This is a genomic window from Variovorax sp. CF313, assembly GCF_000282635.1.
In the GTDB taxonomy this organism is placed as follows: Bacteria; Pseudomonadota; Gammaproteobacteria; order Burkholderiales; family Burkholderiaceae_C; genus Variovorax.
Map to the genome: position 1 here is coordinate 44,167 of NZ_AKIW01000073.1, position 21,801 is coordinate 65,967.

At 66.3% G+C, this 21,801-nt stretch carries 21 protein-coding genes; 20 read left to right on the top strand and 1 reads right to left on the bottom strand.

What is annotated here, in order from left to right; translation table 11 throughout:
* The first annotated feature begins 72 nt into the window (after positions 1-72).
* From PMI12_RS17880 to hisA, 20 genes are all read left to right on the top strand, one after another.
* Positions 73-4,827, top strand: coding sequence for a glutamate synthase-related protein (locus PMI12_RS17880; protein WP_007835238.1), 4,755 nt, complete (start codon positions 73-75; stop codon positions 4,825-4,827).
* Between the two features lie 170 nt (positions 4,828-4,997).
* Complete coding sequence (locus tag PMI12_RS17885) at positions 4,998-6,476, top strand: glutamate synthase subunit beta (RefSeq protein WP_007835240.1); 1,479 nt, start codon at positions 4,998-5,000, stop codon at positions 6,474-6,476.
* A 66-nt stretch (positions 6,477-6,542) separates the two neighbouring features.
* A complete protein-coding gene (locus PMI12_RS17890) occupies positions 6,543-7,406 on the top strand; it encodes an ABC transporter ATP-binding protein (RefSeq protein ID WP_007835241.1) in 864 nt (287 codons plus the stop codon).
* Positions 7,403-8,185 carry a lipid asymmetry maintenance ABC transporter permease subunit MlaE gene (gene mlaE, locus PMI12_RS17895; protein ID WP_007835242.1) on the top strand — a complete coding sequence of 261 codons (783 nt, stop codon included), beginning with the start codon at positions 7,403-7,405 and terminating at the stop codon, positions 8,183-8,185. Before PMI12_RS17890 ends, mlaE begins: the two co-directional genes overlap by 4 nt.
* A gap of 136 nt (positions 8,186-8,321) precedes the next feature.
* Positions 8,322-8,813: an outer membrane lipid asymmetry maintenance protein MlaD gene (mlaD, locus tag PMI12_RS17900; protein ID WP_007835243.1), complete on the top strand. Its 492-nt coding sequence runs from the start codon at positions 8,322-8,324 to the stop codon at positions 8,811-8,813.
* A gap of 26 nt (positions 8,814-8,839) precedes the next feature.
* Complete coding sequence (locus PMI12_RS17905; protein ID WP_007835244.1) at positions 8,840-9,583, top strand: MlaA family lipoprotein; 744 nt, start codon at positions 8,840-8,842, stop codon at positions 9,581-9,583.
* A 162-nt stretch (positions 9,584-9,745) separates the two neighbouring features.
* Positions 9,746-10,402 carry an MlaC/ttg2D family ABC transporter substrate-binding protein gene (locus PMI12_RS17910; protein WP_007835245.1) on the top strand — a complete coding sequence of 219 codons (657 nt, stop codon included), beginning with the start codon at positions 9,746-9,748 and terminating at the stop codon, positions 10,400-10,402.
* A 12-nt stretch (positions 10,403-10,414) separates the two neighbouring features.
* Complete coding sequence (locus PMI12_RS17915; protein ID WP_007835246.1) at positions 10,415-10,690, top strand: STAS domain-containing protein; 276 nt, start codon at positions 10,415-10,417, stop codon at positions 10,688-10,690.
* 149 nt (positions 10,691-10,839) lie between these two features.
* Complete coding sequence (locus tag PMI12_RS17920) at positions 10,840-11,787, top strand: ABC transporter ATP-binding protein (protein WP_007835247.1); 948 nt, start codon at positions 10,840-10,842, stop codon at positions 11,785-11,787.
* Positions 11,788-11,878: 91 nt separating this feature from the next.
* Entirely contained in the window at positions 11,879-12,634 is a 756-nt protein-coding gene (locus PMI12_RS17925) for an ABC transporter permease (RefSeq protein ID WP_042673676.1), read from the top strand.
* A 20-nt stretch (positions 12,635-12,654) separates the two neighbouring features.
* Positions 12,655-12,897 (top strand): BolA family protein, encoded by a 243-nt coding sequence (locus tag PMI12_RS17930; protein ID WP_007835251.1) that lies wholly within the window; start codon positions 12,655-12,657, stop codon positions 12,895-12,897.
* Positions 12,898-12,938: 41 nt separating this feature from the next.
* Positions 12,939-14,240 carry a UDP-N-acetylglucosamine 1-carboxyvinyltransferase gene (murA, locus tag PMI12_RS17935; RefSeq protein WP_007835252.1) on the top strand — a complete coding sequence of 434 codons (1,302 nt, stop codon included), beginning with the start codon at positions 12,939-12,941 and terminating at the stop codon, positions 14,238-14,240.
* The gene (hisG, locus tag PMI12_RS17940) at positions 14,237-14,878 is read left to right on the top strand and encodes an ATP phosphoribosyltransferase (RefSeq protein ID WP_007835253.1); all 642 of its coding nucleotides are present in this window, start codon (positions 14,237-14,239) and stop codon (positions 14,876-14,878) included. Before murA ends, hisG begins: the two co-directional genes overlap by 4 nt.
* Before the next feature lie 11 nt (positions 14,879-14,889).
* Positions 14,890-16,212 (top strand): histidinol dehydrogenase, encoded by a 1,323-nt coding sequence (gene hisD, locus PMI12_RS17945; RefSeq protein ID WP_007835254.1) that lies wholly within the window; start codon positions 14,890-14,892, stop codon positions 16,210-16,212.
* Positions 16,213-16,250: 38 nt separating this feature from the next.
* Positions 16,251-17,084, top strand: a complete 834-nt coding sequence (locus PMI12_RS17950) for a hypothetical protein (RefSeq protein WP_007835255.1) — start codon at positions 16,251-16,253, stop codon at positions 17,082-17,084.
* A 5-nt stretch (positions 17,085-17,089) separates the two neighbouring features.
* Complete coding sequence (locus PMI12_RS17955; protein WP_157632216.1) at positions 17,090-17,437, top strand: hypothetical protein; 348 nt, start codon at positions 17,090-17,092, stop codon at positions 17,435-17,437.
* A complete protein-coding gene (hisC, locus tag PMI12_RS17960; protein ID WP_007835257.1) occupies positions 17,434-18,525 on the top strand; it encodes a histidinol-phosphate transaminase in 1,092 nt (363 codons plus the stop codon). Before PMI12_RS17955 ends, hisC begins: the two co-directional genes overlap by 4 nt.
* Positions 18,522-19,130 (top strand): imidazoleglycerol-phosphate dehydratase HisB, encoded by a 609-nt coding sequence (gene hisB, locus PMI12_RS17965; RefSeq protein WP_007835258.1) that lies wholly within the window; start codon positions 18,522-18,524, stop codon positions 19,128-19,130. Before hisC ends, hisB begins: the two co-directional genes overlap by 4 nt.
* Positions 19,131-19,149: 19 nt before the next feature.
* Positions 19,150-19,809 (top strand): imidazole glycerol phosphate synthase subunit HisH, encoded by a 660-nt coding sequence (hisH, locus tag PMI12_RS17970; RefSeq protein WP_007835259.1) that lies wholly within the window; start codon positions 19,150-19,152, stop codon positions 19,807-19,809.
* 63 nt (positions 19,810-19,872) lie between these two features.
* Positions 19,873-20,613 (top strand): 1-(5-phosphoribosyl)-5-[(5-phosphoribosylamino)methylideneamino]imidazole-4-carboxamide isomerase, encoded by a 741-nt coding sequence (hisA, locus tag PMI12_RS17975; protein ID WP_007835261.1) that lies wholly within the window; start codon positions 19,873-19,875, stop codon positions 20,611-20,613.
* Between the two features lie 256 nt (positions 20,614-20,869).
* Here the strand turns inward: hisA and PMI12_RS17980 are convergent, their stop codons facing one another.
* Entirely contained in the window at positions 20,870-21,793 is a 924-nt protein-coding gene (locus PMI12_RS17980; protein ID WP_007835263.1) for an amino acid ABC transporter substrate-binding protein, read from the bottom strand.
* Positions 21,794-21,801 lie beyond the last annotated feature (8 nt).

The window sequence follows — 21,801 nt, forward strand, 5'->3', positions numbered from 1 at the left end:
TATTAAAGTGTTTGGCATTCTTTGTGCATCGCAATATGCTCCATTTCCCTGCGAAAACTGAAGGAGCGCGCCATGACGACGGCTGCCGAGATCAAACATCTCCAAGAACACGGTCTGTATTCCGGTGCCGACGAGCACGATGCCTGCGGCGTCGGCTTCGTGGCCCATATCAAGGGCGAGAAGAGCCACGCCATCGTGCTGCAGGGCCTCAAGATTCTCGAGAACCTCGACCATCGCGGCGCAGTGGGCGCTGACAAGCTGATGGGCGACGGTGCCGGCATCCTGATCCAGCTGCCCGACCATCTTTACCGCGAAGAAATGGCGAAGCAGGGCGTCACGCTGCCCCCGCCCGGCGAATACGGCGTCGGCATGATCTTCCTGCCGAAGGAGCACGCCTCGCGCGAAGCCTGCGAGCAGGAAATGGAACGCGCCATCAAGGCCGAAGGCCAGGTGCTGCTCGGCTGGCGCGACGTGCCGGTCAACCGCGACATGCCCATGTCGCCCACCGTGCGCGAAAAGGAACCGCTGCTGCGCCAGGTCTTCATCGGCCGCGGCAACGACGTGATCGTGCAGGACGCGCTGGAACGCAAGCTCTACGTGATCCGCAAGACCGCCAGCGCCAACATCCAGCGCCTGAAGCTCAAGCACAGCAAGGAATACTACGTTCCCAGCATGTCGAGCCGCACCGTGGTCTACAAGGGCCTGCTGCTGGCCGACCAGGTGGGCACCTACTACCTCGACCTGCAGGACAAGCGCTGCATCTCGGCCCTGGGCCTCGTGCACCAGCGCTTTTCCACCAACACCTTCCCCGAGTGGCCGCTGGCCCACCCGTACCGCTACGTCGCCCACAACGGCGAAATCAACACGGTCAAGGGCAACTACAACTGGATGAAGGCGCGCGAAGGCGTGATGTCGTCGCCCGTGCTGGGCGCCGACCTGCAGAAGCTCTACCCGATCAGCTTCGCGAACCAGTCCGACACCGCCACCTTCGACAATTGCCTCGAGCTGCTGACGATGGCCGGCTACCCCATCAGCCAGGCCGTGATGATGATGATCCCGGAACCCTGGGAACAGCACGCCACCATGGACCCGCGCCGCCGCGCGTTCTATGAATACCACGCCGCCATGCTCGAGCCGTGGGACGGCCCGGCCTCCATCGTGTTCACCGACGGCCGCCAGATCGGCGCCACGCTCGACCGCAACGGCCTGCGCCCCTCGCGCTACTGCGTGACCGACGACGACCTCGTCATCATGGCCTCCGAATCCGGCGTGCTGCCTGTGCCCGAGCAGAAGATCGTGCGCAAGTGGCGCCTGCAGCCCGGCAAGATGTTCCTGATCGACCTGGAGCAGGGCCGCATGATCGACGACGAGGAGGTCAAGGCCACCCTCGCCAACAGCAAGCCCTACAAGCAGTGGATCGAGAACCTGCGCATCAAGCTCGACAGCGTCAAGGCCGAGCCGGTCTCGGCGCCGCTGAGTCAAGTTGCATTGCTCGACCGCCAGCAGGCCTTCGGCTACACCCAGGAAGACATCAAGTTCCTGATGAGCCCGATGGCCCAGGCCGGCGAAGAAGGCATCGGCTCCATGGGCAACGACAGCCCGCTGGCCGTGCTCTCCAGCAAGAACAAGCCGCTGTACAACTACTTCAAGCAGCTGTTCGCGCAGGTGACCAACCCGCCGATCGACCCGATCCGCGAAGCGATCGTGATGTCGCTGGTGTCCTTCATCGGCCCCAAGCCCAACCTGTTGGACATCAACCAGGTCAACCCGCCGATGCGGCTCGAAGTGAGCCAGCCGATCCTCGACTTCGCCGACATGGCGAAGCTGCGCGACATCGGCAAGTACACGCAGGGCAAGTTCAAGAGCTACGCGCTCGACATCACCTACCCGCTCGCATGGGGCGACGAAGGCGTCGAAGCCAAGCTGGCCTCGCTGTGTGCCGAAGCGGTGGATGCCATCAAGGGCGGCCACAACATCCTGATCATCAGCGACCGTGGCGTGAGCCCGACGCAGGTGGCCATCCCTGCCGTGCTGGCCCTCTCGGCCGTGCACCAGTACCTGGTTCGCGAAGGCCTGCGCACCACCGCCGGCCTCGTGGTCGAGACCGGATCGGCGCGCGAAGTGCATCACTTCGGCGTGCTCGCGGGCTACGGCGCTGAAGCCGTGCACCCGTACCTCGCGATGGAAACCCTGGCGGCCATGCACGCCGACATGCCGGGCGAGCTGAGCGCCGACAAGGCGGTCTACAACTACGTCAAGGCCATCGGCAAGGGCCTGTCGAAGATCATGTCGAAGATGGGTGTCAGCACCTACATGAGCTACTGCGGCGCGCAGCTGTTCGAAGCCATCGGCCTGAACAGCGAGACGGTGAACAAGTACTTCACCGGCACCGCCAGCCGCGTGGAAGGCATCGGCGTCTTCGAGATCGCCGAGGAAGCCATCCGCATGCACAAGGCTGCCTTCGGCGACGACCCGGTGCTGGCCCACATGCTCGACGCCGGCGGCGAATACGCCTGGCGCACGCGCGGCGAGGAGCACATGTGGACGCCCGATGCCATCGCCAAGCTGCAGCACAGCACGCGCGCCAACAACTGGAACACGTACAAGGAATACGCGCAGCTCATCAACGACCAGAACCGCCGACACCTCACGCTGCGCGGCCTGTTCGAGTTCAAGATCGATCCGGCCAAGGCGATTCCGGTGGACGAGGTCGAATCGGCTGCGGAGATCGTCAAGCGTTTCGCCACCGGCGCGATGTCGCTCGGCTCGATCAGCACCGAGGCGCACGCCACGCTCGCGATTGCCATGAACCGCATCGGCGGCAAGAGCAACACGGGCGAGGGCGGTGAAGACCCGGCGCGCTACCGCAACGAACTCAAGGGCATCCCGATCAAGCAGGGCGACACGCTCAAGAGCGTGATCGGCGCGGCCAACGTCGAGGTCGACCTGCCGCTCGCGGACGGCGACTCGCTGCGTTCGCGCATCAAGCAGGTCGCGTCGGGCCGCTTCGGCGTCACCGCCGAGTACCTGCACTCGGCCGACCAGATCCAGATCAAGATGGCGCAGGGCGCCAAGCCGGGCGAAGGCGGCCAGCTGCCGGGCGGCAAGGTCACCGAGTACATCGGCAAGCAGCGCTATGCCGTGCCGGGCGTGGGCCTCATCAGCCCGCCGCCGCACCACGACATCTACTCGATCGAAGACCTGGCCCAGCTCATCCACGACCTGAAGAACACCGCGCCGCACGCCAGCATCAGCGTGAAGCTGGTGAGCGAGATCGGCGTCGGCACCATCGCGGCCGGTGTGGCCAAGTGCAAGAGCGACCACGTCGTGATCGCCGGCCATGACGGCGGCACGGGCGCATCGCCCTGGTCGTCGATCAAGCACGCGGGCAGCCCGTGGGAAATCGGCCTGGCCGAAACGCAGCAGACGCTGGTGCTCAACCGCCTGCGCAGCCGCATCCGCGTGCAGGCCGACGGCCAGATGAAGACCGGCCGCGACGTCGCCATCGGCGCGTTGCTGGGTGCCGACGAGTTCGGCTTCGCCACTGCGCCGCTGGTGGTCGAGGGCTGCATCATGATGCGCAAGTGCCACCTGAACACCTGCCCGGTGGGCGTGGCCACGCAAGACCCGATCCTGCGCAAGAAGTTCTCGGGCAAGCCCGAGCACGTCGTCAACTACTTCTTCTTCGTTGCGGAAGAAGTGCGCCAGATCATGGCCCAGCTCGGCATCCGCAAGTTCGACGACCTGATCGGCCGCGCCGACCTGCTCGACATGCGCAAGGGCATCGAACACTGGAAGGCCTCGGGCCTCGACTTCAGCCGCCTGTTCGCACTGCCGAATGTGCCGGCCGAGGTGCCGCGCTTCCATGTGGAGAACCAGGACCATGGTCTCGAACGCGCGCTCGACGTGAAGCTCATCGAGAAGTCGCGTCCCGCCATCGAGAAGGGCGAGAAGGTGCAGTTCATCGAGGTGGCGCGCAACGTCAACCGCTCGGTGGGCGCCATGCTTTCGGGCGCACTGACCAAGGTGCATCCGCAGGGCCTGCCCGACGACTCGATCCGCATCCAGCTCGAAGGCACGGGCGGCCAGTCGTTCGGCGCCTTCCTGGCGCGAGGCATCACGCTGTACCTCATCGGCGACGCCAACGACTACACGGGCAAGGGCCTCTCCGGCGGCCGTGTGGTGGTGCGCCCCAGTCTCGAGTTCCGCGGTGAAGCGGCGCGCAACACCATCGTCGGCAACACGGCGCTGTACGGCGCGACCACCGGCGAGGCCTACCTGTGCGGCGTGGCCGGCGAACGCTTCGCCGTGCGCCTGTCGGGCGCCACGGCGGTCATCGAAGGCACCGGCGACCACGGCTGCGAGTACATGACCGGCGGCACGGTGGCAGTGCTCGGCAAGACGGGCCGCAACTTCGCGGCCGGCATGAGCGGCGGCGTGGCCTTCGTCTACGACGAGGACGGCCAGTTCGCCACGCGCTGCAACCTCTCGATGGTCTCGCTCGACAAGGTGCTGACCTCCGCCGAGCAGACCGCCAGCGTGCATCGCAAGATCTGGCACGGCGGCGTGACCGACGAAGCGCAGCTGAAGAAGCTGCTCGAAGAGCACCACCGCTGGACCGGCAGCAAGCGCGCGCGCGAACTGCTCGACAACTGGTCGGTGTCGCGCACGAAGTTCGTGAAGGTGTTCCCGAACGAATACAAGCGCGCGCTCGCCGAACTGCACGACCGCAAGGTCGAGCTCACGAGCAGCGGCAACAACGCGCACATCGGCCTCGAGCCGCATGCGCTGGCCCCCGCACCGCAAACGGCCCCGGCCGCAGCTTGAAGATCAACCAAAACAGAATGAATCCCTGTACGGCATGCAGCGCGTGAAACAGTCACAGCCCCTTCGGGGAACACCGCGGAACCGGCTTTGCCGGGCCGCTGGTGTTGCCCCCTTGAGGGGGGAGGCGGCTACACGCAGTGAGCAAGCAACGGGGGTGTAAAGGAATCACGATGGGAAAGATCACCGGCTTCATGGAGCATGAGCGCGTCGAGGAGGGCTACAAGCCCGTCGACGAGCGCGTCAAGCATTACAAGGAATTCGTCGTCGGCCTGAACACCGAACAGGCCAAGGTGCAGGGCGCGCGCTGCATGGACTGCGGCACGCCGTTCTGCAACAGCGGCTGCCCGGTCAACAACATCATTCCGGACTTCAACGACCTCGTGTACCGCAACGACTGGCAAAACGCCTTCGCGGTGCTCGACTCGACCAACAACTTCCCCGAGTTCACCGGCCGCATCTGCCCCGCGCCCTGCGAGGCGGCCTGCGTGCTCAACGTGAACGACGACCCGGTCGGCATCAAGTCGCTGGAGCACGCGATCATCGACCGCGCCTGGGACGAAGGCTGGGTGGCGCCGCGCGCCGCCAAGCACAAGACCGGCAAGAAGGTGGCGGTGGTGGGCTCGGGCCCGGCCGGCATGGCGGCCGCCCAGCAACTGGCGCGCGTCGGCCACGACGTGACGTTGTTCGAGAAGAACGACCGCATCGGCGGCCTGCTGCGCTACGGCATCCCCGACTTCAAGATGGAGAAGTCGCACATCGACCGGCGCGTCGAGCAGATGAAGGCCGAAGGCGTGGTGTTCCGCACCGGCGTGATGGTCGGCGCCGCGAAGGACCCGCTGGGCAAGGGCTCCAAGGTCACGAACCTGGCCAAGGAAACCGTCACGCCCGAACAGCTGCAGAAAGAGTTCGACGCCGTGGTGCTCACCGGCGGCGCCGAGCAATCGCGCGACCTGCCGGTGCCCGGTCGCGACCTCGACGGCATCCATTTCGCGATGGAGTTCCTGCCGCAGCAAAACCGCGTCAACGCGGGCGACAAGGTCAAGGGCCAGCTGCGCGCCGACGGCAAGCACGTGATCGTCATCGGCGGCGGCGACACCGGCTCCGATTGTGTGGGCACCAGCAACCGCCATGGCGCCGCGAGCGTCACGCAGTTCGAACTGATGCCGCAGCCGCCCGAGGAAGAAAACCGCCCGCTGACCTGGCCGTACTGGCCGATCAAGCTGCGCACCAGCTCCAGCCATGAAGAGGGCTGCGAGCGCGAGTTCGCGATCTCCACCAAGGAGTTCATCGGCGAGAAGGGCAAGGTCACCGGCCTGAAGACCGTTCGCGTCGAATGGAAGGACGGCAAGATGCAGGAAGTGGCCGGCAGCGAGCAGGTGCTCAAGGCCGACCTCGTGCTGCTCGCCATGGGCTTCATCAGTCCCGTGGCGACCGTGCTCGATGCCTTCGGTGTCGAGAAGGATGCACGCGGCAATGCCAAGGCGACGGTCGACTTCATCGGGGGCTATGCCACCAACGTGCCGAAGGTGTTCGCCGCCGGCGACATCCGCCGCGGACAGTCGCTGGTGGTCTGGGCGATCCGCGAGGGCCGTCAAGCTGCCCGCGCGGTCGATGAATTTTTGATGGGATTCAGCGACTTGCCTCGCTGATTTTTGTTTCAGTTTCGCGGGTCCGGGTTTGTCCCCGGTATCATCCGCCGGAAACCGCATGCCGGGATGCCTGAAAGGGCGCCCGGCTTTTTTATTGAGATGGACCCAGCCGCACCACTGCCACATTCCTTTGTAGAGTTCCGCGACGTTACGTTCGGCTACGGCGCGCGCGCCATTCTCGACGGCGTGTCCTTCACCGTGCCGCGCGGCAAGGTGACGGCCCTGATGGGCGCATCGGGCGGCGGCAAGACCACCGTGCTGCGCCTGATCGGCGGACAGCAGAAGGCGCAGCGCGGCGAGGTGCTCTTCGATGGTCAGGACGTCGTCAGGTTCGACGCAACGGCGCTTTACGCGGCGCGGCGCCGAATGGGCATGCTGTTCCAGTTCGGCGCGTTGTTCACCGACATGAGCGTGTTCGACAACGTGGCCTTCCCGCTGCGCGAGCACACCCAGTTGTCCGAAGCGCTGGTGCGCGACATCGTGCTCATGAAGCTCGATGCCGTCGGCCTGCGCGGCGCGCGCGACCTGATGCCCAGCGAGGTGTCGGGCGGCATGGCGCGGCGCGTGGCGCTGGCGCGCGCGATCGCGCTCGACCCCGATCTCGTCATGTACGACGAGCCCTTCGCCGGCCTCGACCCGATCTCGCTCGGCACGGCGGCGCGGCTGATCCGACAGCTCAACGACACGCTCGGACTCACCAGCATCATCGTGTCGCACGACCTCGAGGAAACCTTCCGCATCGCCGACCACGTGATCATCCTGGCCAACGGCGGCATTGCCGCGCAGGGCACGCCCGACGAAGTGCGCGAGAGCGACGATCCGCTGGTCCATCAGTTCGTCAATGCGCTGCCCGACGGGCCGGTGCATTTCCACTACCCCGGCGTCAGCATCGAAGACGACTTCGGCAATGTGGAAGGAGGGCGCTCATGACCTGGTGGAAACCAGCCGACCTCGGCTTCGCGGTGCGCCGCCATCTGGCCAACCTGGGCTATGGCGCGAAGCTTTTCACGCGCCTGATCGGACCGGGCGCGCAGATCATGCGCCGGTTCGGGCTGGTGCGCGACCAGATCCATTTCCTGGGCAACTACTCGCTCGCGATCATCGGCGTGTCGGGGCTGTTCGTCGGCTTCGTGCTGGGGCTGCAGATGTACTACGCGCTGCAGCGCTACGGCTCGTCCGAAGCGCTCGGCCTGCTGGTCACACTGAGTCTCGTGCGCGAGCTCGGGCCCGTGGTGGCAGCCTTGCTCTTCACCGGACGCGCCGGTACGTCGCTTACCGCGGAGATCGGCCTCATGAAGGCCGACGAGCAATTGAGCGCCATGGAGATGATGGCGGTCGATCCGGTGCAGCGCATCCTCGCGCCGCGCTTCTGGGCCGGCGTGATCACCATGCCGCTGCTGGCGGCTGTGTTCAGCGCGGTGGGCATCATGGGCGGCTACGTGGTGGGCGTGCTGATGCTGGGCGTGGACCCGGGCGCGTTCTGGGGCCAGATGCAGGGCGGCGTCGACGTATGGCGCGACGTCGGCAATGGCGTCATCAAGAGCATCGTCTTCGGCTTCACCGTGACCTTCATCGCACTGCTGCAGGGCTACGAGGCCCAGCCCACGCCCGAAGGCGTGTCGCGCGCGACCACGAAGACCGTGGTCACGGCATCGCTGGCGGTACTGGGGCTCGACTTCCTGCTCACCGCGATGATGTTCAGCATATGAACGAGTACACCCCCAGGCTTGCCCACTTCGTGTGGCCTCCTACCCCCTTGCAGGGGGCAACACCTGCAGCCCGGCAAAGCCGGTTCTGCGGTGATTCTCGAATGAGTCAATCCGTAGGCATTTAGGAAGAGTCGATATGCAACGTTCCAACAACGACATCTGGGTGGGCCTGTTCGTGCTGATCGGCGCGGCGGCGCTGCTGTTTCTCGCGCTGCAGTCGGCCAACCTGCTGAGCCTGAATTTTCAGAAGACCTATGCGGTCACCGCGCGCTTCGACAACATCGGCGGGCTCAAGCCCCAAACCGCGGTCAAGAGCGCGGGGGTCGTGGTCGGCCGCGTGGAATCCATCGCCTTCAACGACAAGTCCTTTCAGGCCGACGTGACGCTGGCTTTGCAAAACCGTTACAGTTTTCCCAAGGACAGCTCGCTCAAGATCCTGACCAGTGGCCTGCTCGGCGAGCAGTACATCGGAATCGAGGCGGGCGCCGAGGAGAAGGCACTGCAGGCCGGCGACACCATCACTTCGACCCAATCGGCCGTGGTGCTGGAGAACCTGATCAGCCAGTTCCTGTACAGCAAGGCGGCCGAAGGCAATTCTTCGACGCCTGGAACAGCGAATAAGAAATGAAAACACGAGCCCCTCTTTCTGCTGCTATGAATAACGTAGCGAGCCATGCGCGCTGGATGAGCGCAGCAGCCGTCTTCGCGCTGGTGGCCGGTTGCGCCACCGGCCCCAACGCCAATCCGGCCGACCCGTTCGAGCCATTCAACCGCGGTGTTTCTCGCTTCAACGACACCGTCGACGATGCGGTGCTCGTCCCCGTGGCCACGGCCTACCAGAAGGCGCTGCCCTCGATGGTGCGCACCGGCGTGAACAACTTCTTCTCCAACATCGGCGATGTCTGGAGCCTGGCCAACAACGTGGCCCAGTTGAAGCTGCAGAACAGCGCCGAGACCTTCATGCGGCTGAACGTCAACACCTTCTTCGGCCTCGGCGGCCTGCTGGACGTTGCGACCGAAGCGGGCATTCCCCGCCACGAGGAAGACTTTGGCCAGACGCTGGGTTACTGGGGTGTCGGCGCCGGCCCATATGTCGTGCTGCCGCTGCTGGGCCCCTCGACGGTGCGCGACACTGCGGCCAAGCCGCTTGACATGTACGGCGATCCGCTGGGCCATGTGAGCGACATCCCTTGGCGCAATTCGCTGACGGTGCTGCGCGTCGTCGACACGCGTTCGCAGTACCTGCGCGCCGGCCGCCTGCTCGGCGACGCGGCGCTCGACAAGTATTCGTTCACGCGCGATGCGTTCCTGCAGCACCGCCGCAGCCAGGTCTACGACGGCAATCCGCCCAACGACGGCAGCGACGGCAGCGACGGCAGCGACGGCGGCGACAAGTAAGCCGAGGAGCAGCATGGAGGGAAGGCTGCTTGCATCCGGTTGCAAGGCTTCACCTCCCGGACAGGAACCCGGTCGGCCCCATGCGCCTCGAATCCGTTCCTGTTTCAGCATCCGGCTTTTCCGGATGCCTGTGGATTTTCAAACTTGAATGAGGGACTCTCCATGAACGACAAGACCTTGCAACGTCGCGATCTCGGCCGCCTGGTGCTGGCCGGTGCCCTGCTGTTCGGTGCGGCTTTCGCATTCGTCCAGCCCGCCCGTGCCGCCGACGAAGCGCCCGATGCGCTCGTCAAGCGCCTCTCGACCGACGTGCTCGAGACGATCAAGGCCGACTCGTCCATCAAGTCGGGCGACGTCAACAAGATCATGCTGCTGGTCGACAGCAAGATCATGCCCAACGTCAACTTCCAGCGCATGACGGCCTCGGCCGTCGGCCCGGCCTGGCGCACGGCCACGCCAGAGCAGCAGAAGCGCCTGCAGGAAGAATTCAAGACCCTGCTGGTGCGCACCTATGCCGGCGCGCTCGACCAGGTGACCGACCAGACCGTCACCATCCGTCCGTTCCGCGGCTCGCCCGACGACAAGGACGTGCTGGTGCGCACCGAGGTCAAGGGCCGCGGCGATCCGGTCCAGCTCGACTACCGCCTCGAGAAGACCCCCGGCCAGGGCGCCGGCTGGAAGGTCTACAACCTGAATGTGCTGGGCGTCTGGCTGGTCGACACCTACCGCACCCAGTTCGCGCAGGAAATCAACAAGAGCGGTGTCGACGGCCTGATCGCCGCACTGGTCGCGCGCAACAAGGGCAACGGCAAGAGCTGACCGGAGCGCACGATGCTGGTCCTGCCGACCCGACTCACCCACGACGAGGCCCCCGCCTGCATGCGCATGCTGCAGCAGGGGCTGAAGGGCCAGGTCGACTCGTCGTCCACCGTGGTCGACGCGACCGCGCTGGCCCAGTTCGATTCGTCGGCGCTGGCCGTGCTGCTCGAATGCCGGCGCGAATCCAGCGCCCTGGGACGCGGCTTTTCCGTCAAGGGCCTCTCGCCCCGGCTGCGCGAGCTGGCCGCGCTGTACGGCATTGCGGGCCTTTTGCCCGCGGCGCCCTGACATTGTTGGCCCCCCGGCTTTTCACTCCGCTTTGCTGCGTGTAATTCGCCACCCCCCGAGGGGGAGGCGCGGCCCGGCGGCGGCCGCATGAGGGTATCGGGCCGCTGCGCGGCAGCTTGTAAAGCGGCCCCGTAAAATCGCGGGCTCCCATGCCCGCGATCTCATTCCAATCGGTCTCCAAGACCTATCCCCCCTCCAGACAGCAGAAAGCCCAAGGCAAGCAAGGGCTGAAGGCGGTCGACGAGGTCAGCTTCCAGATCGAGCCGGGCGAGTTCTTCGGCCTGCTCGGCCCGAACGGCGCGGGCAAGACCACCCTCATCAGCATGCTCGCGGGGCTTTCGCGCCCCACGGCCGGCGCCATCAGCGTCCACGGCTTCGACGTGCAGCGCGATTACGCCGAGGCGCGCCGCCAGCTCGGCATCGTGCCGCAGGAGCTGGTGTTCGACCCCTTCTTCAACGTGCGCGAATCGCTGCGCATCCAGTCGGGCTACTTCGGCATCAAGAACAACGACGACTGGATCGACGAGCTGCTGCACAGCCTGGGCCTCGCCGACAAGGCCGGCGCCAACATGCGCCAGCTTTCGGGTGGCATGAAGCGCCGCGTGCTTGTGGCGCAGGCGCTGGTGCACAAGCCGCCGGTGATCGTGCTCGACGAGCCCACGGCCGGCGTCGACGTCGAATTGCGCCAGACGCTCTGGCAGTTCGTCGCCCGGCTCAACAAGCAGGGCAGCACCGTGCTGCTGACCACCCACTACCTCGAAGAAGCCGAGGCGCTGTGCAGCCGCATCGCGATGCTCAAGCTCGGCAAGGTGATCGCGCTCGACCGCACCAGCGAACTGTTGAAGTCGGCCGCGAGCAACGTACTGCGCTTCAAGACCGACGCCATGCTGCCCTGGGCCATCGCCCAGCATGCGCGTATCACCGGGCGCATCGTGCAGCTGCCGGCGCAGAACGCCCATGAAGTCGAACAACTGCTGGCCGCGATCCGCGAAGCCGGCGTCGCGGTGGAAGACGTGGAAATGCGCAAGGCCGATCTCGAAGACGTGTTCATCGACCTGATGGCCGGCGAGCAGACCCCGCTGGAGGTGGCGCGATGAGCGCCGCGCCGGGCCGCCCCAAGCAAGCGAAGCTCCCCCTTGGGGGGAAGCGAGGACACGCAGTGCCGAGCAAGGGGGCTCCATGATGGCCGTGACCGGTTGGCGCGCGCTGCTCTACAAGGAGACGCTGCGCTTCTGGAAGGTCGGGTTCCAGACGGTCGGTGCGCCGGTGCTTACCGCGCTGCTGTACCTCATGGTGTTCGGCCATGTGCTCGAGGGCCGCGTGACGGTCTACGGCACCGTCGGCTACACGGCCTTCCTCGTGCCGGGCCTCGTGATGATGAGCGTGCTGCAGAACGCGTTCGCCAACAGCTCGTCCTCGATCATCCAGAGCAAGATCATGGGCAACCTGGTGTTCGTGCTGCTCACGCCGCTGTCGCACTGGGGCTGGTTCTTCGCCTACGTGGGCTCGTCGGTCATCCGCGGGCTGGCCGTGGGGCTGGGCGTGTTCGCGGTCACGGTCTTCTTCGCGATGCCGAACTTCGTGGCGCCGGTCTGGATCGTCGTTTTCGCGCTGCTGGGGGCCGCGATGCTCGGCACGCTCGGGTTGATCGCCGGCCTCTGGGCCGAGAAGTTCGACCAGATGGCGGTGTTCCAGAACTTCCTGATCATGCCCATGACCTTCCTGTCGGGCGTGTTCTATTCGATCGGCTCGCTGCCGCCGTTCTGGCAGAGCGTGAGCCACCTGAACCCGTTCTTCTACATGATCGACGGCTTCCGCTACGGCTTCTTCGGCGTGAGCGATGCATCGCCCTGGCTCAGCCTGGGCATCGTCGGCACCGCGTGGCTGGCGGTGAGCGCCATCGCTGTCCATCTCCTGCGCATCGGCTACAAAATCCGAGGCTGAACGCTTCTTCTCCAGACCCCATGACCGCCGAACAACTCCAGGCCCTGATCCAGTCCCACCTCCCGTGCGAGCACATCACGCTCGAGGGCGATGGCCGGCATTGGTATGCCACCATCGTCTCGGCCGAATTCGAGGGCAAGCGCGCGATCCAGCGCCATCAGCGGGTCTACGCCACCCTCGGTGCGAAAATGCACACCGACGAGGTGCATGCGCTTTCGATGAAGACCTACACGCCGGCCGAATGGGCGGCGGTGGAAAAATAACTCCCCGGCCCTCGCAGGCCCCTGATTTCGCTGGAATTTCGATGGACAAACTTCTGATTCGCGGCGGGCGAGAGCTCCGCGGCGAAGTACTCATTTCCGGCGCCAAGAACGCCGCGCTGCCCGAACTGTGCGCGGCGCTGCTGACCGACCAGCCCGTGACGCTGCACAACGTGCCGCGCCTGCAGGACGTGTCGACCATGCTCAAGCTGGTGCGCAACATGGGCGTCGTGGCCGAGCGCGGCCAGGACGGGAAGGACGGCGGCACGGTGCGCCTGAATGCCGGCGACCTGAACAACCCGGAAGCGCCTTATGAGCTGGTGAAGACCATGCGCGCCTCCGTGCTGGCCCTGGGCCCGCTGCTGGCGCGCTTCGGCCATGCCAAGGTGTCGCTGCCCGGCGGCTGCGCCATCGGCTCGCGGCCGGTCGACCAGCACATCAAGGGCCTGCAGGCCATGGGCGCCGAGATCGTGGTCGACCACGGCTACATGGTCGCGCGCCTGCCCGAAGGCCGCACCCGCCTGAAGGGCGCGCGCATCCTGACCGACATGGTTACCGTCACCGGCACCGAGAACTTTCTGATGGCCGCCGCACTGGCCGAGGGCGAGACGCTGCTCGAGAACGCCGCGCAGGAGCCCGAGATCGTCGACCTGGCCGAAATGCTGATCCGCATGGGCGCCAAGATCGAAGGCCACGGCACCAGCCACATCCGCATCCAGGGCGTCGAGAAGCTGCACGGCTGCGAACACGCCGTGGTGGCCGACCGCATCGAGGCCGGCACCTTCCTGTGCGCCGTCGCGGCCACGGGCGGCGAGGCCTTCCTGCGCCACGCGCGCGGCGACCACATGGACGCCGTGATCGACAAGCTGCGCGACGCGGGCTGCACCGTCGCCTGCGAGAAGGACGGCGTGCGCGTCAGCTCCAAGGGCCCGGCCTGCGAACATCTGAAGGCACAGAGCTTCAGCACCACCGAATACCCCGGCTTCCCGACCGACATGCAGGCCCAGTTCATGGCCCTGAACGTGATCGCGCGCGGCGCCTCGATGGTCACCGAAACCATCTTCGAGAACCGCTTCATGCACGTGAACGAGATGGTTCGCCTGGGCGCCAACATCCACGTCGAGGGCAAGGTCGCGATGGTCGAGGGCGTGCAGCAGCTCTCGGGCGCGACCGTGATGGCCACTGACCTGCGCGCTTCGGCCAGCCTGGTCATCGCCGGCCTCGTGGCCGAGGGCGAAACCCTGATCGACCGCATCTACCACCTCGACCGGGGCTACGACCGCATGGAAGCCAAGCTGCGCGGCCTGGGCGCCGACATCGAACGACTGACCGGAGCCGCCGCATGATCACCCTGGCGCTTTCCAAGGGCCGCATCTTCGAAGAAACGATGCCCCTGCTGGCGGCCGCCGGCATCGAGGTCACCGAAGACCCCGAGAAGTCGCGCAAGCTCATTCTTGGCACCACCCGCCCCGACGTTCGCGTGGTGCTGGTGCGCGCCTCCGACGTGCCCACCTACGTGCAGTACGGCGGCGCCGACCTCGGTGTGACCGGGCTCGACGTGCTGCTCGAACACGGCAACCAGGGCCTGTACCAACCGCTCGATCTGCGCATCGCGGCCTGCCGCCTCAGCGTGGCCGTGCGCGCCGACTACGACTACGCCTCGGCCGTGAAGCAGGGCTCGCGCCTGCGTGTGGCGACCAAGTACGTGGGCCTGTCGCGCGACTTCTTCGCCAGCAAGGGCGTGCACGTCGACCTGATCAAGCTCTACGGCAGCATGGAGCTGGCGCCGCTCACGGGCCTGGCCGACGCCATCGTCGACCTGGTCTCGACCGGCAACACGCTCAAGGCCAACCACCTCGTCGAGGTGGAACGCATCATGGACATCAGCGCCCGGCTGGTGGTCAACCAGGCGGCGCTCAAGCTCAAGCGCGAGCCCATCCGCCGCATCATCGACGCGTTCGCGTCGGCCATTCCTTCCGCCTGAACATCACGCACATGACTCTGAAAGCAGCCCCCGCCCGACTGTCCACGACTTCAGCCAGCTTCGACGCTGAATTCAAGGCGCGGCTGCATTGGTCCGCGGACGCGGATGCGGCCATCGAGAAGGTGGTGGCGGACATCCTCGCCGACGTTCAAACGCGTGGCGACGTTGCGGTGCTGGAGTACACGAATCGCTTCGACAAGCTCGACGCGAAGACGCTGCCCGAGCTGGAGCTGACCCAGGCCGAACTGAAGGCCGCCTTCGAGTCGCTGCCCGCAGCGCAGCGCGGCGCGCTCGAAGCCGCCGCACGCCGTGTGCGCAGCTACCACGAGGCCCAGAAGAAGGCCTCGGGCGAGAGCTGGAGCTACCGCGACGCCGACGGCACGCTGCTCGGCCAGAAGGTCACGCCGCTCGACCGTGTCGGCATCTACGTGCCGGGCGGCAAGGCCGCCTATCCGTCGAGCGTGCTGATGAACGCCATTCCTGCGCACGTCGCGGGCGTCGCCGAAATCATCATGGTCGTGCCGACGCCGAAGGGCGAGAAGAACCAGCTCGTGCTGGCCGCCGCCTACGCGGCCGGCGTGACGCGCGCCTTCACCATCGGCGGCGCGCAAGCCGTGGCCGCGCTGGCCTACGGCACCGCGACCGTCCCCGCCGTCGACAAGATCACCGGCCCCGGCAACGCCTACGTGGCCGCAGCCAAGCGCCGCGTGTTCGGCACCGTGGGCATCGACATGATCGCGGGCCCGAGCGAAATCCTCGTGTTGGCCGACGGCACCACGCCGCCCGAGTGGGTGGCGATGGACCTGTTCAGCCAGGCCGAGCACGACGAGTTGGCGCAGAGCATCCTGCTGTGCCCCGACGCCGCCTACATCGACCGCGTGCAGGCCGAGATCGATCGCCTGCTGCCCACCATGCCGCGCGCCGAAATCATCGCCGCCTCGCTCAACGGCCGCGGCGCGCTGATCCACACGAAGAGCATGGAAGAGGCCTGCGAGATCAGCAACCGCATCGCGCCCGAGCACCTGGAAGTCAGCAGCAGCGAACCGAATCGCTGGGAGCCGCTGCTGCGCCACGCCGGCGCGATCTTCCTGGGCGCCTTCACCAGCGAGAGCCTGGGCGACTACTGCGCCGGGCCGAACCACGTGCTGCCGACCAGCGGCACGGCGCGCTTCTCGAGCCCGCTGGGCGTCTACGACTTCCAGAAGCGCTCCAGCCTGATCGAGGTCAGCGAGGCCGGCGCCCAGGCGCTCGGCCCGGTCGCCGTCACGCTGGCCGAGGGCGAGGGCCTGCAGGCGCACGCCGAGGCCGCCCGCATGCGGCTGCGTAAGATCTGAACTCCAACAACAACCCGTCCTCGGGAGGAGCAAGCAAGATGATCGGTCGTCTCTTCGGTTCGCGCCTGTTCAGGTTCGCCGCGACTGCCATTGCGGGGGCCGCGCTGTTGGCCGCCTGCAGCCAGATGCCGCAGGCTCCGCGCGAATCGGCCGCCGCCAGCGCCACGTCCAGCGCCGCCGCGCCGGCCGCACCCGCGCCGCAGCTTGGCACGCAATGGGGCGAGGGCATCGAATCGAAGACCCGCACCGTCGTTGCCAAGCGCCTGTCCGACCGGCCGGACGACGTGGCCTCGGTGGGCTACAACGAGGCCTCCGCCGTGCGCCGCGCGGTGGGCAGCAATCCCGAGCGGCGGCTCAACCTGCTGCTGGCCGATGGCGATGTCGAATGGTCCGTGCTCGACGAGGACGGCCGTCCGCTGCCCCTGCAGCGCACCCGCCGGGGCAGCGGCGGGGAGGACATGTTCCGTCTCGCCGGTGTCGAAGGCGCGCGCTACACACTGCGCTTTCGCAACCTGAGCGAGCGCAGCTACGAAGTGATCGCCACCGTCGACGGCCTCGACGTGCTCAACGGCAAGCCCGGCAGCATGCGCAACGGTGGCTACGTGCTGCGGCCGCTGCAGTCGCTGACCATCGAGGGCTTTCGCAAGAGCCAGAACGAGGTGGCCGCCTTCCGTTTTTCAGCGCCCGGCCGCGCCTACGCTGCGAACACCGAAGCCGGCGACGTGCGCAACGTCGGCGTGATCGGTGCCGCGCTGTTCGAGCTCGAAGAGCGCGACACCCCGCTCCGCCAGCGCCGCGGCGCCGACCCGTCGCAGCCCAGCGCCTTCCCGGCCGACGGCGCCTACGCGCCGCCGCCGCGCTACCGCAGGTGATGCCGATGAAGCGTGCCGCGTTCCTGCTGCTCGCACTCGCCGTCGCCTCCGGCGCGCAGGCCATGAGCATCCGCGAGCTGCGCACGCTCGAGGCCAACGAGAAGGAGGGCAAGGCCTACGCCAGCTACTACCTGGTCGGCGTGCTCGAAGGCCTGCGCGAAGGCGTCGAATCTTCGCAGCGCAACGGCCAGAAGCCGCTGTTCTGCGTCGAGGGCCGCCGCCTCGAACCCTCCATGGCCCGTTCGCTCTACCAGACCGAGCTGACCCGCAACGCCGACAGTTACGAAGCCGACATGCCCGTGCAACTGGTCATGTCCGGCGCCCTCAAGAACAGCTATCACTGCACCCGATGACCGCTCCTGAATCCGCTCGCCCGCCGTTCGACCGCATCCGCCACGACGTGCGGGCCATGCATGGCTATGCGGTGCAGGACGCGCGCGGCTTCATCAAGCTCGACGCCATGGAAAACCCCTTCGGCCTGCCGCCCGCGCTGCAGGCCGAACTCGGCACGCGGCTCGGCACGCTGGCGCTCAACCGCTACCCCGGCGACCGTGGCGCCGATCTGCGCAGCGCGCTGGCGGCACATGCGCAAATGCCTGAAGGCTTCGCGCTGATGCTGGGCAACGGGTCGGACGAACTGATCTCGCTGCTGGCCATCGCCTGCGACCTGCCGGGTGCGGCCGTGCTGGCACCCGTGCCCGGCTTCGTGATGTACGCCATGAGCGCGAAGCTCCAGGGCCTGAAGTTCGTTGGCGTGCCGCTCACGGCCGACTTCGAGCTCGACGAGGCCGCCATGCTGGCCGCCATCCAGCGCGAGAAGCCCGCCATCGTCTATCTCGCGTACCCCAACAACCCGACCGCCAACCTCTGGGACGACGCCGTCCTCGAGAAGATCGTCGAAGCCCAGGGCGCGCAGGGCGGCCTGGTGGTGATCGACGAGGCCTACCAGCCCTTTGCTGCCCGCAGCTACATCGACCGGCTGGCGAAGCACGGCCACGTGCTGCTGATGCGCACGCTCAGCAAGTTCGGGCTGGCCGGCATCCGCCTGGGCTACATGATGGGTCCGGCCGCGCTGGTCGCCGAGATCGACAAAGTGCGCCCGCCCTACAACATCAGTGTGCTCAACTGCGAGGCTGCGCTGTTCGCGCTGGAGCATGCCGACGTGTTCGAGGCCCAGGCCCGGCAGATCCGCGAGGAGCGCGAGCGCCTGATGACGGGGCTCGGCCGCCTGCCCGGCGTGAAGACCTGGCCCAGCGACGCCAACATGATCCTCCTGCGCGTGCCCGATGCCGCCAGGACTTTCGAGGGTATGAAGGCTCGCGGCGTTCTGGTGAAGAACGTTTCTAAAATGCATGAACTGCTCGCGAACTGCCTGCGTCTCACCGTCGGAACGGCCGACGAGAATGCGCGGATGCTCGCGGCACTCGAAGCCTCACTATGACCACCCCCCAGATTGCCGATCGCACAGCGACGGTCACCCGCAACACCGCCGAGACGAAGATCACCGTCAGCGTGAACCTCGACGGCACCGGCCGCGCCAAGCTTTCCACCGGCATCGGCTTCTTCGACCACATGCTCGACCAGATCGCCCGCCACGGGCTGATCGACCTCGACATCGACTGCCAGGGCGACCTGCACATCGACGGGCACCACACGGTGGAAGACGTGGGCATCACGCTGGGCCAGGCCGTGGCCAAGGCTGTCGGCGACAAGAAAGGCATCCGCCGCTACGGCCATGCCTATGTGCCGCTCGACGAGGCGCTGAGCCGTGTCGTCATCGACTTCTCGGGCCGTCCGGGCCTCGTGATGCACGTGCCTTTCACCAGCGGGATGATCGGCACCTTCGACAGCCAGCTCACCTACGAGTTCTTCCAGGGTTTCGTGAACCACGCCTTCGTCTCGCTGCACATCGACAACCTCAAGGGCGTCAATGCGCATCACCAGTGCGAGACGGTGTTCAAGGCTTTTGCGCGCGCCATGCGCGGCGCGCTCGAAATCGATCCCCGCTCCGTCGGGGTCATTCCATCGACCAAGGGTTCGCTCTGAAGCCCGCCAGCGAACAGCTATGAAATCTGCAGCAGCAAATACCGTCGCGGTCGTCGACTACGGCATGGGCAACCTGCACTCGGTGTCGCAGGCCGTTCGCCATGCGGCCGACCAGGTGGGCGTGGAGGTGTTCGTCACCTCCGACCCCGACGTGGTCCGCAAGGCGACCCGTGTGGTGCTGCCGGGGCAGGGCGCCATGCCCGACTGCATGCGCGAGCTGCGCGACTCCGGCCTTCAGGAATCGGTGCTCGAGGCGGCCGCCAGCAAGCCGCTGTTCGGCGTGTGCGTGGGCATGCAGATGATGCTGTCGCGTAGCGACGAAGGCCCGACCGACGGCTTGGGCCTCATTCCAGGTGAAGTCGTCAAATTCGACCTGGCCGGGCGCCTGCAGGCCGACGGCAGCCGCTTCAAGGTGCCGCAGATGGGCTGGAACCAGGTGCGCCAGGCCCAGCCGCATCCGGTGTGGGCGGGCGTGCCCGACCTGAGCTATTTTTACTTCGTGCACAGCTTCTATGCCCGTCCGGCGGACCCCAAACACAGCGTGGGCGAGGCGGAATACGGCGCGAGCTTTACCGCGGCCATCGCACGCGATAACATTTTTGCCACCCAGTTCCACCCGGAGAAGAGTGCGGACCACGGGTTGCAGCTCTATCGCAATTTCCTCCACTGGAAACCCTGAACCTATTTTTCCGACCGGGCCGACACTCCCACAGCCCGGATCCCGCACACTCGCGTCACTTCCATGCTCCTCATTCCCGCCATTGATCTCAAAGACGGCCACTGCGTTCGCCTCAAACAGGGCGACATGGACCAGTCCACCATCTTCAGCGAAGACCCTGCCGCCATGGCCCGCAAGTGGGTCGAGGCCGGCGCGCGCCGGCTGCACCTGGTCGATCTGAATGGCGCCTTCGCCGGCAAGCCGCAGAACCATGCGGCGATCAAGGCGATCCTGAAAGAGGTGGGCGACGACATTCCGGTGCAGCTCGGCGGCGGCATCCGCGACCTCGACACCATCGAGCGCTACATCGATGACGGCCTGCGCTACGTGATCATCGGCACCGCCGCGGTCAAGAACCCCGGCTTCCTGAAGGACGCCTGCAGCGCCTTCGGCGGCCACATCATCGTGGGCCTGGACGCCAAGGACGGCAAGGTCGCCACCGACGGCTGGAGCAAGCTCACGGGCCACGAGGTGGCCGACCTGGGCAAGAAGTTCGAGGACTACGGCGTCGAATCGATCATCTACACCGACATCGGCCGCGACGGCATGCTCTCGGGCATCAACATCGAGGCCACCGTCAAGCTCGCGCAGGCGCTGACCATCCCCGTGATCGCCTCGGGCGGCCTGTCGAACATGGCCGACATCGACAAGCTCTGCGAAGTCGAGTCCGACGGCGTGGAAGGTGTGATCTGCGGCCGCGCGATCTACTCGGGCGACCTCGACTTCGCCGCCGCGCAGGCCCGCGCGGACGAACTGGCGGCCTGACGCATTGCCGGCGCCGCCCTGGGCGGGCGCGCCGGTTCCTGTTCAGGCTCGGCTTCATCGAGGTCTTGATCGCCTGCCAGCAGGCTCAGCATGACCCCGGCCAGGACGATGGCCAGTCCGAGTACCGCCACTGCTTCCAGAAAGAATTTCATGGCGCCATGCCGTTGAGATGCCCCAGGGTTCCTCAGGCAATTGGATGAAATCCTCCTGACCGTTCGCTGAGTAAGAAAACGTCAGGCCGCGCCCTGAAAAGAAGCTATTCGGACTTCACCGACATCGTCTGGATGATCGTTTCCAGCTGCTCGCTCATCGGCAGATTGATGCTCTCCCCCGAAGGCAGCTTGCGCAGGAACCAGCGCTTGTACTGCCGATGGATCTCGCCGTCTTCCGCCAGCACCTGGAAGGTGTCGATGACCAACTTGTTCAGCTGCGGATCGTCCTTGCGGTACATGATCCCGTAGGGGTCGTAGGAGAGGAAATCGCCGACCACCTCATAGTTGGCCTTGGCGGCGTCCTGCGCGATCAGGCCATAGAGCAGCACGTCGTCGGTCGCGAAGGCGTCGGCCTGGCCGCTCTTCACCAGCGCGAACGACTCCGCGTGGTCGCGCGCCACCCGCAGGTCGATGTTCAGCTTGAACTTTTCCGACAGGTCGCGCAGCGTCTTCTCGTTCGTGGTGCCGGCCGTCACCGCCACCTTCTTGCCCGCGAGGTCGCGGAACGACTTGATCGGCGAGCCCTTCTTCACCAGCACCTTGGTACCCGAGACGAACATCGTCGGCGAGAAGCTCACGCGCTTCTGGCGCTCGAGGTTGCTGGTGGTCGAGCCGCATTCCAGGTCGACCTTGCCGCTCACGACCGCATCGATGCGCGAATCGGACGTGACGGGCACCCACTTGATGGTGAGGCTCTTGTTCACCGCGTCCTCGATGGCCGTCACCAGCGCGCGGCAAAGCTCGATCGAATAGCCGATCGGCTCCTTGCGCGCATTGAGGTACGAGAACGGCACCGACGATTCGCGGTAGCCGATGGTGATGGCGCCCGTCTCGCGCGCCTTGGCAAGAGTGCCGGTCAGCGCGGTGGGGGCTTGCTCCTGCGCCTGTGCCGGCCTTGCAGGCACGAGCATGGCGGCCGCCAGCAGCAGTACGGCGAGAAAAACCGACGGCGTGGCCTTGGGCTTCATGGCGCGCC

What these genes read in the sequence shown, in the direction of transcription:
- hisH (WP_007835259.1), top strand. Translation starts at nt 19,150, where the DNA reads ATGAAATCTGCAGCAGCAAATACCGTCGCGGTCGTCGACTACGGCATG.
- mlaE (WP_007835242.1), top strand. Translation starts at nt 7,403, where the DNA reads ATGACCTGGTGGAAACCAGCCGACCTCGGCTTCGCGGTGCGCCGCCAT.
- PMI12_RS17905 (WP_007835244.1), top strand. Translation starts at nt 8,840, where the DNA reads ATGAATAACGTAGCGAGCCATGCGCGCTGGATGAGCGCAGCAGCCGTC.
- mlaD (WP_007835243.1), top strand. Translation starts at nt 8,322, where the DNA reads ATGCAACGTTCCAACAACGACATCTGGGTGGGCCTGTTCGTGCTGATC.
- PMI12_RS17880 (WP_007835238.1), top strand. Translation starts at nt 73, where the DNA reads ATGACGACGGCTGCCGAGATCAAACATCTCCAAGAACACGGTCTGTAT.
- PMI12_RS17915 (WP_007835246.1), top strand. Translation starts at nt 10,415, where the DNA reads ATGCTGGTCCTGCCGACCCGACTCACCCACGACGAGGCCCCCGCCTGC.
- PMI12_RS17930 (WP_007835251.1), top strand. Translation starts at nt 12,655, where the DNA reads ATGACCGCCGAACAACTCCAGGCCCTGATCCAGTCCCACCTCCCGTGC.
- murA (WP_007835252.1), top strand. Translation starts at nt 12,939, where the DNA reads ATGGACAAACTTCTGATTCGCGGCGGGCGAGAGCTCCGCGGCGAAGTA.
- PMI12_RS17955 (WP_157632216.1), top strand. Translation starts at nt 17,090, where the DNA reads ATGAAGCGTGCCGCGTTCCTGCTGCTCGCACTCGCCGTCGCCTCCGGC.
- PMI12_RS17950 (WP_007835255.1), top strand. Translation starts at nt 16,251, where the DNA reads ATGATCGGTCGTCTCTTCGGTTCGCGCCTGTTCAGGTTCGCCGCGACT.
- hisD (WP_007835254.1), top strand. Translation starts at nt 14,890, where the DNA reads ATGACTCTGAAAGCAGCCCCCGCCCGACTGTCCACGACTTCAGCCAGC.
- PMI12_RS17885 (WP_007835240.1), top strand. Translation starts at nt 4,998, where the DNA reads ATGGGAAAGATCACCGGCTTCATGGAGCATGAGCGCGTCGAGGAGGGC.
- PMI12_RS17890 (WP_007835241.1), top strand. Translation starts at nt 6,543, where the DNA reads ATGCCTGAAAGGGCGCCCGGCTTTTTTATTGAGATGGACCCAGCCGCA.
- PMI12_RS17920 (WP_007835247.1), top strand. Translation starts at nt 10,840, where the DNA reads ATGCCCGCGATCTCATTCCAATCGGTCTCCAAGACCTATCCCCCCTCC.
- hisG (WP_007835253.1), top strand. Translation starts at nt 14,237, where the DNA reads ATGATCACCCTGGCGCTTTCCAAGGGCCGCATCTTCGAAGAAACGATG.
- hisC (WP_007835257.1), top strand. Translation starts at nt 17,434, where the DNA reads ATGACCGCTCCTGAATCCGCTCGCCCGCCGTTCGACCGCATCCGCCAC.
- hisB (WP_007835258.1), top strand. Translation starts at nt 18,522, where the DNA reads ATGACCACCCCCCAGATTGCCGATCGCACAGCGACGGTCACCCGCAAC.
- PMI12_RS17980 (WP_007835263.1), bottom strand. Translation starts at nt 21,793, where the DNA reads ATGAAGCCCAAGGCCACGCCGTCGGTTTTTCTCGCCGTACTGCTGCTG.
- hisA (WP_007835261.1), top strand. Translation starts at nt 19,873, where the DNA reads ATGCTCCTCATTCCCGCCATTGATCTCAAAGACGGCCACTGCGTTCGC.
- PMI12_RS17910 (WP_007835245.1), top strand. Translation starts at nt 9,746, where the DNA reads ATGAACGACAAGACCTTGCAACGTCGCGATCTCGGCCGCCTGGTGCTG.